Genomic DNA, 13,447 nt, shown 5'->3' on the forward strand with positions numbered 1-13,447 from the left:
TTCACCATGACGAAGCTCACCCCCGGGGTTTGCGCGCTCTGCGGGTCGGTGTTTTCCCTTTGGAGACCGCTTGCGTGCGGCGACCGGGGCGTTGGCCGCTGGTGCAGGGGGCCACAGGCGTCAAGCGCCTGAACCCCCAGCACCACCGTCCCCAACCACTCGTGGTGTACGCCGTATCAGGGCTCGCTGTCTGCGTCGATCAGGCAGTGGTGGTCTTCGCGCGCGAGGCGCGCCATCCACCGTACAACGCGATGACGCCCGGGATCAGGATCATGGCCCAGATGATCTTGCTGAGATGGGTCTGCACGAACGGGATGTTGCCGAAGAGGTAACCCGCCATCGTGAGACCCACGACCCAGATCACGCCGCCGGCGACGTTGTACGCGGTGAAGCGGCTGCGGGTCATCGCCGCGACGCCCGCCACGAAAGGCGCGAAGGTGCGGATGAAGGGCATGAAGCGCGCGAGGATGATGGTGACGCCGCCATGCTTCTCGTAGAACTCATGCGCGGCATCGAAGGCGCGCTTGTTGAAGAAGCGCGACTGCTCCCACTGGAACACCTTCGGCCCGAAGTAACGCCCGATCGTGTAGTTGCACTGGTCGCCCAGGATGGCCGCGACGAGCAGCACGGCGATCGCCACCGGCAGGCTCATCACCCCCGTCCCGCACAGCGCGCCGACCACGAAGAGCAGCGAATCGCCGGGCAGGAACGGCATCACGACGAGGCCGGTCTCCACGAAGACGATCAGGAAGAGCAGCGCATACACCCACAGGCCGTAGGCGGTGACGAACTCGGCGAGGTGCTTGTCGACATGCAGGATGAAGTCGACGAGGAAGTGCATCAGATCCATGGGCGCGGATTATGGCGGGCGCTTCCTTATGGGCTTGTGAAGAAACGGAAGAGCGTTCGACCCGGAATTTCGGTGTGCGCCACCGAACAGAGACAAGCCGGAGTCAAGCCCTCGGATCGGCTGTGATCGGCCCCGGAATCGCGCCACCTTCTACAATCGCCCCCATGGACGACACCCTCGCCCCGACGGCGAACGCCGCGGCAGCATTCGATACCGGCGCCCCCGCGGGCCGGCGCGCGATCCGCGAACTCCCCGATGAACTGATCTCCCAGATCGCCGCCGGCGAGGTCGTCGAACGCCCGGCCTCCGTCGTGCGCGAGCTCGTGGACAACGCGCTGGACGCCGGCGCGGGCCAGATCCAGCTCAAACTGATCGCCGGCGGCATCCGCAGCCTCATCGTCGAGGACGACGGCCACGGCATCCCCGACGGCGAACTGCCGCTGGCCATCAAGCGCCACGCCACCAGCAAGATCGGCACGCTGGACGACCTGGAGGCCGTCGCCACGATGGGCTTCCGCGGCGAGGCCCTCGCCGCCGTGTCGTCGATCGCCGAACTGGCGCTGGTGTCGCGCTTCAACGGCGCCGCCCATGCCTGGCGCCTGGAGGCCCGCACCGGCGAGCTCAGTCCCGCCGCGCGCGCCAGAGGCACCTCCGTCGAGGTCCGCGAGCTGTTCTTCAACACGCCCGCCCGCCGCAAGTTCCTGAAGAGCGAGAGCACCGAGCTCGCCCACTGCCTGGAAGCGCTGCGCCGCCATGCGCTGGCCCGCCCCGACGTCGGCTTCGCCGTCTGGCACGAGGGCAAGCTGGTCGACCAGTGGCGCGCCGCGCCGCTGCCGCAGCGGATCGCGGAAGTCCTGAACGAGGACTTCATCGCGCAGAGCCGCGAGGTCTTCGCCGAGGTCGGCCCGATGCGCATCCACGGCCGCGTCGGCCTGCCCGAGGCCGCCCGCGCCCGCGCGGACATGCAGTACGTCTACGTCAACGGCCGCTACGTGCGCGACAAGCTGATCTCGCACGCGATCCGCTCCGCCTTCGACGACGTCCTGCACGGGCACCGCCAGCCGAGCTACGTGCTGTTCATCGACGTCCAGCCCGAGCTGGTCGACGTGAACGTCCATCCGACCAAGATCGAGGTCCGCTTCCGCGACGGCCGCGAGATCCACCAGCAGGTGCGTCGCGCCGTGGTGGCTGCGCTCGCGCTGTCGCGCAGCAGCGAGGAAACCCAGCAGGCCGCCGACGGTCCGGGCCCGTCCGAATCGGGCGCCCCGACCGGCCGTCAGCGCTGGACCGGCACGCCGGCCTGGGAGCAAGGCGGCATGGCCGGTGCCGGCGCCTCGGGCATCGACGGTCAGGTTGCTCGCAACACGTCCGGCCAGGGCGCCTATGAGCCGCCGGCCGCCTACGCGGCCCCCTCCGCCCGGTTCGCCGGTCCCGAGGGCTGGCGCGCACCGATCCCGACCCGCGCGCAGACGGCGCTCGCCCTGGAGCAGGCCGAGGCGCTGTATGCCTCCGGCCCCAGAGGCGGACTGCCGACCGCGCCGGCCTCGGCTTCCGCGCTGTCGGCGCTGGGCGCCGCGCCCGCCGGACCGCTGCCGGCCAGCCAGGCCGGCGAATGGCCGCTGGGCCGCGCGATCGCGCAGATCCAGGGCGTCTACGTGCTGGCCGAGAACGCGCAGGGCCTGATCATCATCGACATGCACGCGGCCCATGAGCGCGTCGTCTATGAGCGGTTGAAGGCCGCGCTGGTCGAGACCCGCATCGACTCGCAGCCGCTGCTGATCCCGGTGACCTTCGCCGCGACGCCGGCCGAGATCGCCACCGCCGAGGCGCAGGCCGAGACGCTGCAGCGTCTGGGCCTCGACATCGCCCCGCTGTCGGCGAAGGTGCTCGCGGTGCGGGAACGCCCGGCACTGCTGGCCGGGGGCGACGTCGTCGACCTCGCGCGCGGCGTGCTGGCCGAACTGGCGCAGTTCGACGCCAGCCATGCGATCGAGCGCGCGCAGCACGAGATCCTCGCCACGATGGCCTGCCACGGCGCCGTGCGGGCGAACCGCCAGCTCACGATCGACGAGATGAACGCGCTGCTGCGCGACATGGAACGCACCGAACGTGCCGACCAGTGCAATCATGGCCGTCCGACCTGGCGACAACTGACCCTGCGCGACCTGGACGCGCTGTTCCTGCGCGGGCGCTGAGTTCCGGCGACTCACCGCGCCCGCCTCCGCCCGCCCGCTCCGCGACCGCCGCTCCGTTTCTCTCGCCCCGTTCCGCCTTTCCGTCTTTCCGTTTTACCGCCCGTTCCGCCCTTCCCGTCCCCGCAATTCACTCGAAGCAGTACCGACATGGCCACGCTCAAACTCAACAAGAACAAACCGGCCGATGCCAAGTCGGCGGACGACAAGGGTCCGCGCCGCGCGCCGCTGCGCGGCAAGGGCGTCAACAAGCCGCGCCCGACGCTGGCCCAGGCCCAGACCGACCGCGCGGAACGCGAAGCCGCGTTCCAGCAGCGCCTGGCCGAGGAAGGCCGGCAGCGTCAGGGCCCGCGTCGTGACGACCGCGGCCAGGACGCCCGCGGCCCGCAAGGCCGCGACGACCGCCGCGGCGGTCCCGGCGGCCGTCCGCCGCGCGAAGGCGGTGGCTACGGCGACCGGCCGGACCGCGGACCGCGCCAGGATGATCGAGGCGGTCAAGGTGGCCCGCGCGGCCAGGGCGATCGCCCCGGCTTCTCCGGTCGACCCGAGGGTGGCGACCGCCGTCCGTACGGCGACCGTCCGCGCTCGGATGACCGTCCCCGCTTCGAAGGCGACCGCCCCCGCCGCGACGACCGGTACGGCGACCGCCCTGCCCGTCCGCAGAGGGACCGTCCGCAAGGAGACCGCCCTTATGGGGATCGCCAGCAAGGCGATCGTTCCTACGGCGACCGACCGCAAGGGAATCGCTCGTACGGCGATCGTCCGCAAGGGGATCGGCCTTACGGGGACCGCCCGCAGGGCGATAGACCGTACGGCAACCGTCCCCAAGGCGATCGTCCTTATGGAGACCGTCCTCAGGGCGATCGGCCCTACGGTGATCGCCCGCAGCGCGACCGCGCCTATGGCGACCGCCCCCAAGGCGACCGGCCGCGCGGTGATCGGCCCTATGGAGATCGGTCCTACGGCGACCGTCATCAAGGGGATCGTCCTCAAGGCGACCGCCCCTACGGCGATCGCCCGCGTCGCGACGATCGCGGCGGTGACCGCGGAGGCGATCGCTACGGCAACGGCCCCGGCGCAGGCCCGGGCAACCGCTACGGCGACGAGCGCCCGCGCCGCGCGCCCTACGGCGACCGCGATCCGGGCCACCCGTCCGACGTCCACGCCCGCGCCGAACGCGAGGAGCGCGCCGAGCGCACCGACCGTCCGCGTCAACCGGACGCGCCGCGCCAGCCCGCGCCGGTGCGCCTCGCCGAGCAGGACGCCGGCGAGCGCCTGTCCAAGCGCATGAGCGAGCTCGGCCTGGCTTCGCGCCGCGAAGCCGACGAGTGGATCGAGTCCGGCTGGGTGACCGTCGACGGCCAGCTCGCGACGCTCGGCCAGCGCGTCGGTCCGGACGCGAAGATCGAGGTCGACCGCGCCGCCCGCGAGCAGCAGGCCCAGCGCGTGACCATCCTGCTGAACAAGCCCATCGGCTACGTCTCCGGCCAGGCCGAGGACGGCTACGAGCCCGCCTCGGTGCTGGTCAAGGCCGACACCCATTGGGGCGAGGATCCGTCCAAGATCCAGTGGGCGCCGGGCCACGGCCGCGGCCTCGCGCCGGCCGGTCGCCTGGACATCGACTCCACCGGCCTGCTGGTGCTGACGCAGGACGGTCGCATCGCGCGCCATCTGATCGGCGAGGACTCCGACGTCGAGAAGGAGTACCTGGTCCGCGTCGCCGTCGAGAACGGCGATCCGGAGCAGGCGCCGCAGCACGCGCTCGACCCGCGCGCGATCGCGATGCTGATCCACGGCCTGGAGCTGGACGGCGTGCAGCTGAAGCCGGCCAAGGTGAGCTGGGCCAACGAGGACCAGCTGCGCTTCGTCCTGCGCGAGGGCCGCAAGCGCCAGATCCGCCGGATGTGCGAGCTGGTCGGGCTGCGCGTGCTGGGCCTGAAGCGCGTGCGCATCGGCCGCATCCCGCTGGGCCAGCTCCCGCCCGGACAGTGGCGCTACCTCGCGCCCTGGGAGCGCTTTTGAGCGTTCCGTCGCCGGCGGCGGCTGACCGCCGCGCGGGCCCCACGCCCGCGCTGCAGGTCGTCGCGCTGGCGATGCTGCTGGGTCTGCAGCCGGTCACGACCGACCTCTACCTGCCCGCCCTGCCCGGCCTGCGCGCCGACCTGCACGCGGGCATGGGCGCGACGCAGCTGACGCTGTCCGCGCTGATGCTCGCGTTCGGGCTCTCGCAGTTGCTGCTCGGCCCGCTGGGCGACCGCTTCGGCCGCCGGCCGGTGCTGCTGGGCGGACTGACGCTCTACGTGGTCGCCGCGATCGGCGCGGCGCTGGCCGCGACGATCGAGGCCCTCGTCGCCTGCCGCGCGTTGCAGGGCGTGGGTCTGGCGGCGTCGGTCGTCGTCGCGCGCGCCATGCTGCGCGACTGGTTCGAGCCCCAGGAAGGCGCGCGGATGATGGCCAAGGCGCTGTCCGGCCTGGGCGTGATCGCGCTGGCCTCGCCGCTGATCGGCGGCGTGCTCGCGGCCGGCGTCGGCTGGCGCTGGGCGATCCTGGCGACCGCCGTCTCCGGCGCCGCGACGCTCGCCGTGATCGCCTGGCGCGTCCCCGAAAGCCTGGCACGTCCCGACCCCGACGCGCTGCGTCCCTCGGGCCTGGTCGCCAACTGGCGGACCGTGCTCTCCCACCCGACCTTCCGCGCCTACGCGCTGCTCACCGCGCTGGCCTACGCGACGCTGTACGCCTTCCTCGCCGGATCGAGCTTCGTGTTCATCGAGGTCCTGGGCCTGCGCCATCACAGCTACGGCGCGCTCGTCGCCGGCGGCGCCGCGCTCTACGTCACCGGCACGCTGATCTGCCGGCGCTGGCTGCGCACGCTGAGCATCGCCGACACCGCCGCCCGCGGCGCGTGCTTCACCGCGCTGGGCGCGCTGGGCATGGGCCTCGCGGCCTTCGTGCTGCCGCCGTCGCCGTGGGCGCTGATGATCCCGCACGTCGGCATCATGCTCGGCCACGGCGTGCTGCAACCCTGCGGCCAGGCCGGCGCCGTCGGGCCGTTCCCGCGCCAGGCCGGCGCGGCGGCGGCGTTGTCGGGCTTCGCGATCGCGCTCGCGGCCTTCGCCGTCGGCGCGTGGCTCAGCGCCAGCCTCGACGGCACCGTCACGCCGCTCGCCGCCACGATGATGGTGCTGGGCCTGTGCACCGCCACCTGCGCCTGGACGCTGGTCCGCCGGCAGGGCCAACCCTCTCCGCGTCCCGCATGAGCGAGCATCCCCTCCCCGACACCCGCATCGATGCCAAGGCTCGGGCCGACGTCGACGCCGCTCCGCGCGCCGCCGCCGACATCGTCGCCGGGCACGACCTGACCCCGCTGTGCATCGCCGGTCCCACCGGGTGCGGCAAGACCGCCGCGGCGCTCGCGCTAGCGCGCCGCCAGCCGGTCGAGATCATCAGCGTCGACTCCGCGCTGGTGTACCGCGGCATGGACATCGGCACGGCCAAGCCGTCGCCGGAGGAACTCGCCTCGGTGCCGCACCACCTGATCGACATCCTCGAGCCGACGCAGAGCTACTCCGCCGCGCAGTTCGTCCGCGATGCGCTGCGACTGGTGCCGGAGATCCAGGCGCGAGGCTCGCGTCCGCTGCTCGTGGGCGGCACGATGCTGTACTTCAAGGCGCTCTTCGACGGCCTGTCGGAGCTGCCGCAGGCCGATCCCGCGCTGCGCGCGCAACTCGACGCCGACGCGGCGCGCGACGGCTGGCCCGCGATGCACGCGCGGCTGGCCGCGCTCGATCCCGAGACGGCCGCGCGCCTGGCGCCGCTGGACTCGCAGCGCATCCAGCGCGCGCTGGAGGTCTGCCTGCTCAGCGGCGAGCCGATGTCGGCGCTCTACCAGCGCCAGCGCTCGCAAGGCGTGGACTGGCCGCTGATCTCGCTCGAGCCTTCGGACCAGGCGCGCGCCTGGCTGCATGCGCGGCTCGGGCAGCGCTTCGCGCTGATGCTGGAACAAGGCTTCCTCGACGAGGTCCGCCGCCTGCGCGCGCGCGGCGACCTGCAGCCTGGACTGCCCTCGATGCGCTGCGTCGGCTACCGGCAGGCGTGGGAACTGCTCGCCGCGAACGAGGCCGCGCCCGACCTCGCGGCCCTGCAGGAACTCGGCACCGCCGCGACGCGGCAGCTCGCCAAGCGCCAGATCACGTGGCTGCGCAGCATGCCCGCGCGCCGCATCGTGGCGGCTGAGGCGCCCGACGCGCTCGACCGGCTGATCGCGCTGGCGAGCGCCTCGACACCGTCCGCCTAGCGCGGCGTCTTCCGCGTCGCTGCCGCCTCCGCACCGACGACCACCGTCCCGGGCGGGAAGACGCATCCGACGCGCCTTCCCGCCTTCCCGCCTTCTCAGCCTTCTCAGCCTTCTCAGCCTTCGCAGCCTCTGCGGCCTTCGCGGCCTTCGCGGCCTTCGCGGCTTTCTCGGCCTCCTGGGCCCGCCCGTCGCGGGGACGCACCTCCGGCAACTCGTCCAGGCCCAGCGAGGGCGCACGCACGTAGCCTGCGTCGCGGCTCCTCAGCCTGTCGAAGAACAATTCGATCTGCTTCTCGTCGAGCGAGGACCTCCGGCGTGGCGCCGCCTCTTGGGCGGCGTCGGTCGATCCGCTCGCGGGAAGGGGGTGGGTGTGGGTGACAGTTCCTGGCATCTGCGGATTTCCTTTCACGGGGTCGTGTCGAGTTCGAAGGACGTTCAGTGGTCCGGAGACTTGTCGTGCGACACCTCTGCCCATCGGTAGTTCCGTGCAGCATGAATGGCTTGAATGCAGCATCACTCCACCCGTTCAAGTGGGCCGACCCCGACCCGGGCGATCCTTGACCGGACGCGCATCGCCGCCCGTCGGACACATGACGGACAGGCGCCACAATCCATCGATCGACCTCCGGCTTCTCCACGACGACTTGGAAGATGGTTTCGACGATGGCTTCGACAATGGATGTCCCGCTTCTGACGGCCACCGGCCTGACCAAGCGCTACGGCGCGCAGACGCTGTTCGAGCACCTGTCGCTCACGCTGCAGCGCGGCGAGATGCTCGCGCTGCTGGGCGAGTCCGGCAGCGGCAAGTCCACGCTGCTGAACGGCCTGGCCGCGCTGGAGCCGCTGGACCGGGGTCAGGTCGTGCTGCTGGGCCGCGACATCCTGTCGCTGGACGAGTCCGGCCAGGCGCAGCTGCGCCGCGAGCAGCTGGGTTTCGTGTTCCAGGCCTTCCATGTGCTGCCGCATCTGAACGTTCACGACAACGTGGCCCTGCCCTTGCTGCTGCAGGGCAAGCCCGACGGGAAGCGCGTGGCCGAGATGCTCGACGCGGTCGGCCTCTCCGCGCAGGCGCGGCACCTGCCGAGGCAGTTGTCCGGCGGGCAGCTGCAGCGCGTCGCGATCGCCCGCGCGCTGGTGCACCGGCCCGTGCTGGTGCTGGCCGACGAGCCCACCGGCAACCTCGATCCGTCGCATGCCGACCAGGTCATGCGGCTGCTGCGCCAGCAGTTGCTCGAGCAGGACGCGGCCTGTCTGCTGGTGACGCACTCGGCACACGCGGCGGAACACGCGGACCGCCGCCTGCGGCTCGAGAACGGCCAGCTCGTCGATGCGTGAGCCCGCCATGAGCCGCCATGAACACGCCACGAACCCGCGATGCCACCGCGATCAACCCGCGATGACGCCGTGATTCCCCAAAGCGTCGACGCTTCCCCGTCCGCCGGCCTGCGCCGCGCGTGGGGCTGGTGGTGGCAGCTGTCCTGGCCGGCGCTGCGCCTGCAGTGGGGCCGCCAGCTCGCCGCGCTGCTGACGATCGCGCTGGGACTGGCGCTGGCCGGCGCGGTGCACTGGATCAACGCGTCGGCGCTGGCGCAGTTCGAGTCCGCCGCGCGCCAGAGCAGCGCGGTGGCCGACACCGAACTCAGCCCCTCGCCCGGTGCCGCGCCGCTGTCGGACCGCTACTTCGCCGAACTCGCCGCGCGCGACGACATCGCCGCGCTCGCGCCCCGGCTCGACGCCAGCATCCGGCTGCAGGGCCGCGACGGCTCGTGGCAGCGCGTGCGGCTGATCGGACTGGATCTGGTGCAGCTCGGCGCGTTCCACCCGCAATGGTTCCCCCGGCTGGACGGCGCCGACCTCGGCCGCGCCCTGCGCGAGCCGGCGCTGCTGGTCAGCGACGCGGCGTGGACGAGACTCGGCTTCGATGTCACCGCGAACGCGGCCACACCCGGGCCGGCGACGGCCTCCGCGCCGTCGGCTGTCCCTCGTCCCGCGCTGCCCCGCGCCCTGCGCGTGGACCTGCCGGACGAGCAGTCCCCGCTCCCCGTCGTCGGCCGCGTGCCGGACCGCCAGCAGCCGCTGGTGATCGTCGACATCGCCTGGGCGCAGCAACTGCTGCATCGTCCCGGCCAGCTCGACGCGATCCTGCTGCGCATGGCGCCAGGCCGCGCGGTCCCCGCCGACTGGCCCGCCGGTGTCCAGGCCCGCGCGCCCGAGGACCAGGCCCGCCAGCAGGCCGACGAGGCGCGTCGCCTCACGCGCGCCTACCGGCTCAATCTCGGGGTGCTGTCGCTGATGGCGCTCTTCGTCGGCGCGTTCATGGTCTTCGCGGTGCACAGCCTGTCGGTGGCGCAGCGGCTCCCGCAACTCGCGCTGCTGGGCGTGCTCGGCATGAGCGCGCGGCAGCGGCTGGCGCTGCTGGTGTCAGAAGCGCTGGCGCTCGGCATCGCCGGCGCAGTGCTGGGACTGGGGCTGGCCGTGGCGCTCGCGGAGCTGGGTCTGCATGCGCTAGGCGGCGATCTCGGCAGCGGGCTGACCGGCCTCAGCGGCGGACGGCCGGAACTGCAGCTCTCGTGGGCCTCGATCGCAGGCCTGCTCGCGCTCGGGCCGCTGGTGAGCCTGGGCGCGGCCGCCCTGCCGCTGGCACGCCTGCGCGGGCTGCCGGTCGCGCAGGTGCTCAAGGGCCTGGGCAGCGGCGGCGACACCGGTCGCTGGTGGTGGATGGGGCCCGTGCTGCTCGTCGCCGCGCTGCCGCTGACCTGGATGCGACCCGTCTTCGGCCTGCCGCTCGGGACCTATGCCGCGATGGTCGCGCTGCTGCTCGGCGCGCTGGGCACGGTGCCCTTCGTGCTGCGCGCGATGACGGGCCTGCTGCGCGGCTGGGCGGCACGACGCGCGCTGCCGCTGCTGGCCGTCGAACGTGCCCGTGATCAGGCGGGCGAAGCCGGCCGTCTGATCGCCGGCGTGCTGGTCGCGCTTGCGCTGGCCGTGGCGATGCTGGTGATGGTCGCGAGCTTCCGCAATTCGCTCGACCAATGGCTGAGCGACATGCTGCCCGCCGACCTCTACCTGCGCCAGACCGCGCGCGACAGCGCCCAGCAGGGTCAGCCGATGCCGCCGGGTCTGGCCGCGTCGGCCGCCGCGCTGCCCGGCGTCGAGCGCGTCGCCGCGCAGCGCACGCGCGCGATCGGGATCCGCGTGCGCGGCATGACCGGCGGCACGACGCTGCTGGCGCGGCCGCTCGATCACCGGCTGCCGCTGCAGGGCGAGGCCGCCGCGCTGCCCGACGGCCTGCAGCCGGTCTACATCAACGAGGCGATGCGCGATGAGCTGCGACTCGCGCCCGGCGACCGCTTCATGCTCCGGCTCGACGGACGCCAGCTGCCCGTCGGGGTGAAGGCGATCTGGCGCGATTACAGCCGCCAGAGCGGCGCCGTGCTGATGGAGCGTCAAGACTGGGAGCGCCTCAGCGGCGACGCCGCGATCACCGAGCTCGCGCTCTGGCTGAAGTCCGGTGCCGATCCGATCGCCGTGCAGCAGGCGCTGCGCGACACCTCCGGCGCGCCGGAGTCGCTGGAGATCGCATCGGCCGGCGAGCTGCGGCGCTTCTCGCTCGCCATCTTCGACCGCAGCTTCGCGATCACCTACTGGCTGCAGGCGGTGGGCCTCGGGCTGGGGCTGTTCGGCGTCGCGGCCAGCCTGTCGGCGCAACTGCTGGCGCGGCGGCGCGAATTCGGCCTGCTGATGCACCTCGGCCTGACTCGCGCGATGCTGCGCCGGCTGGTGCTCGCCGAGACGCTGCTGCAGGCGCTGGCCGGCGCGGTCATGGGGCTGCTGGTCGGCCTGGCCATCAGCGCGGTGCTGGTGTTCCGGCTCAATCCGCAGAGTTTCCACTGGAGCATGGACTGGTCGATCCCCGGATGGCGCGTCGCGGCGCTGCTGGCGGCCAGCCTGATCGCCACCGGCGCGACCGCCGCCTGGGCCAGCGCGCGCGCGCTGCGCGCCGGCCGCGGCGAGGCCTTGCGCGCCGTGCGGGAGGACTGGTGATGATCGGACGACGGCCGCTGCTGGGGGGATTCGGACTGGCGGCGCTCACGACGGCGCCGGGATCTGCATTCGCCGAGGTCCGCAAGCCCGCTGCCGCGAAGACATCGACATCGACATCGACATCGGCATCGGCATCGCCCCCGACCACCGCTGGCGCGTCGGCTTCGGAGATCCTGTCCGCCGCGCCGTTGCGCTTCCCCCGCGACCACGGCGCGCATCCCGGAACGCGCGTCGAGTGGTGGTACGTGACCGGCGTGCTGTACGCGGGTACGGGGTCGGCGTCGGCCGCGCCGAGCGGGAAGAACGGCGACGGCAGCGCACGTCCGGACTTCGGTTTCCAGCTCACCTTCTTCCGGGTCCGCAACGACCTGAAACGTCCGTTGTCATCGGCCTTTTCCCCGGATCAGGTGATGCTGGGTCATGCCGCGATCTCGGACCTGGGCCGGCAGCGCCTGCTGCACGACCAGCAGGTGTTGCGCCACGGTTTCGCGAACGCGCGGACCGAGCTCGACGACACCCGCGTGCGCCTGGGCAACTGGCAGCTGCGCCGCATGAACGGTGCGGGCGGTGCGGGTGGTGCGAGAGGTGCTGGTGCTGGTGCTGGTGCTGGTGCTGGTGCTGGCGACGCCCACAGCCGCTACACGCTGCTGATGGCGAGCGAGCACGCGGGCTTCGCGCTCGAACTGACGCTGGACGCGCCGCAGTCGCCGCTGCTGCAGGGCCGGGCCGGCTGGTCGCGCAAGGGCCCCGGCGAGCAGCAGGCGAGCCGCTATGTCAGCGAGCCGCAGCTGGCCGGCACCGGCCGACTCGCCTTGCGCGAGGACGGCAGGAACGCCACGCACGAGGTGCGCGCCCGGGCCTGGCTCGATCACGAATGGAGCAACCAGTACCTCGGCCGCGGCGCGGACGCGGCACCGGAGCGCGCGGTCGGCTGGGACTGGATGGGACTGAACCTCGACGACGGCGCGTCGCTGACGCTGTTCCGGATGCGGGGACAGGACGGCGCCGTCATCTGGACCGGCGGCAGCTGGCGCGCGGAGGCGGGCGGCGCGGCGGGCGGCGCGCCGGTCGACTTCGAGCAGCAGCTCCAGTTCGAGCCGCTGGCGTTCTGGAAGAGCCCGGTCAGCCTGGCGACCTATCCCGTCCGCTGGCGGATCCGGACGCCGCGCGGCGTCTACGTCGTGGAGGCCGCGTACGCGGCGCAGGAGATCGACGCCCGCCGCAGCACCGGCTTCCCGTACTGGGAAGGCGTGGCGCGCGTGGCCGACGAGGCCGGCCGCACGCTGGGCTGGGGCTACCTGGAGATGACGGGCTACGCGGGCAAGGTCCCGCTGTAACGCGTCGCCGGACGGGACGTTGAGGCGAAGACCTGCTAAGCCGGTCTCGTGCCGCTGTAGCGGTTGCGCCCCGACGGCATCGCCGCATAGGCGCGCACGCAGTTGCAGCCGGCACCGCGCGCCATCGCCAGCGCCTGCCGGGCCTGCTGCAGCAACTGGTCCGCGCCCTGCTGCGGCTCGCGCCGCCAATCCTGCCAATGGGCCAGGCCCAGGCTCGCGCTCAAGGGCATCGCCTGCCCCGCCCAGCGGTAATCGAGGGTGGCCACGCGGGCCCGCACGCGGTCGGCGGCGTCCAGTGCGCCCAGCGGGTCAGTGCACGGCAGGTAGGCGGCCCACACGCCGCGCGGCAGCGGCAGCAGCCAGTCGCCGCCCCGCAGTTGCTGCCGCACGAGCTGGTCGAGGCGTTCGTCCAGCGCCTGGATGCACTCGTCGCCGAACTGCTGCTGCAGGCGCGCCCAGGGATCGAGCTCCAGCAGCATCAGCACGCCGTCATGGCGGTGCCGCTGGGCGCGGGCGGCCTCGCGTTTGAGGTCGTCCATCAACTGCGCCTCGTCGGCGGCGGCGATCCGCGCCGGAGGCTCGCGACGCGCCCGCCAGCGCCGCCGCAGGGAAGTCCACCAGGCCCCGGGGCCCCTGTCCGAGTCTTGAGCCATGCGCCCACCTTCGCCGGAGATGAGGAGTGATTGCAGCACAGGAGCAAGCCGCGCGCCGCCCCCTTGAGCGAGGGAGG

At 72.7% G+C, this 13,447-nt stretch carries 9 protein-coding genes; 7 read left to right on the forward strand and 2 right to left on the reverse strand.

Going from position 1 to position 13,447, the window contains the following annotated elements:
* Positions 1-199: 199 nt before the first annotated feature.
* Complete coding sequence (locus ABE85_RS10865) at positions 200-850, reverse strand: DedA family protein (protein ID WP_067273846.1); 651 nt, start codon at positions 848-850, stop codon at positions 200-202.
* 164 nt (positions 851-1,014) lie between these two features.
* On the opposite strand from ABE85_RS10865, the gene mutL reads away from it, so the two are divergent.
* The 7 genes from mutL (at position 1,015) to ABE85_RS10900 (ending at position 12,717) form a co-directional block, all read left to right on the forward strand.
* A complete protein-coding gene (mutL, locus tag ABE85_RS10870) occupies positions 1,015-3,045 on the forward strand; it encodes a DNA mismatch repair endonuclease MutL (RefSeq protein WP_067273849.1) in 2,031 nt (676 codons plus the stop codon).
* Between the two features lie 147 nt (positions 3,046-3,192).
* The gene (locus ABE85_RS10875) at positions 3,193-5,064 is read left to right on the forward strand and encodes a pseudouridine synthase (protein WP_067273852.1); all 1,872 of its coding nucleotides are present in this window, start codon (positions 3,193-3,195) and stop codon (positions 5,062-5,064) included.
* Positions 5,061-6,299, forward strand: coding sequence for a multidrug effflux MFS transporter (locus ABE85_RS10880; RefSeq protein WP_067273854.1), 1,239 nt, complete (start codon positions 5,061-5,063; stop codon positions 6,297-6,299). Before ABE85_RS10875 ends, ABE85_RS10880 begins: the two co-directional genes overlap by 4 nt.
* Positions 6,296-7,336: a tRNA (adenosine(37)-N6)-dimethylallyltransferase MiaA gene (gene miaA, locus ABE85_RS10885; RefSeq protein ID WP_082938528.1), complete on the forward strand. Its 1,041-nt coding sequence runs from the start codon at positions 6,296-6,298 to the stop codon at positions 7,334-7,336. Before ABE85_RS10880 ends, miaA begins: the two co-directional genes overlap by 4 nt.
* A gap of 675 nt (positions 7,337-8,011) precedes the next feature.
* Positions 8,012-8,671 carry an ABC transporter ATP-binding protein gene (locus ABE85_RS10890; protein ID WP_067273858.1) on the forward strand — a complete coding sequence of 220 codons (660 nt, stop codon included), beginning with the start codon at positions 8,012-8,014 and terminating at the stop codon, positions 8,669-8,671.
* Positions 8,672-8,740: 69 nt separating this feature from the next.
* Positions 8,741-11,380 carry an FtsX-like permease family protein gene (locus tag ABE85_RS10895; protein ID WP_197507295.1) on the forward strand — a complete coding sequence of 880 codons (2,640 nt, stop codon included), beginning with the start codon at positions 8,741-8,743 and terminating at the stop codon, positions 11,378-11,380.
* Entirely contained in the window at positions 11,380-12,717 is a 1,338-nt protein-coding gene (locus ABE85_RS10900) for a lipocalin-like domain-containing protein (protein WP_082939015.1), read from the forward strand. The genes ABE85_RS10895 and ABE85_RS10900 overlap by 1 nt, the downstream gene beginning before the upstream one ends.
* 35 nt (positions 12,718-12,752) lie before the next feature.
* Here the strand turns inward: ABE85_RS10900 and ABE85_RS10905 are convergent, their stop codons facing one another.
* Positions 12,753-13,370 (reverse strand): diguanylate cyclase domain-containing protein, encoded by a 618-nt coding sequence (locus tag ABE85_RS10905; protein WP_082938531.1) that lies wholly within the window; start codon positions 13,368-13,370, stop codon positions 12,753-12,755.
* Between the last annotated feature and the right edge of the window lie 77 nt (positions 13,371-13,447).

The organism is Mitsuaria sp. 7, assembly GCF_001653795.1.
GTDB lineage: Bacteria > Pseudomonadota > Gammaproteobacteria > Burkholderiales > Burkholderiaceae_C > Roseateles.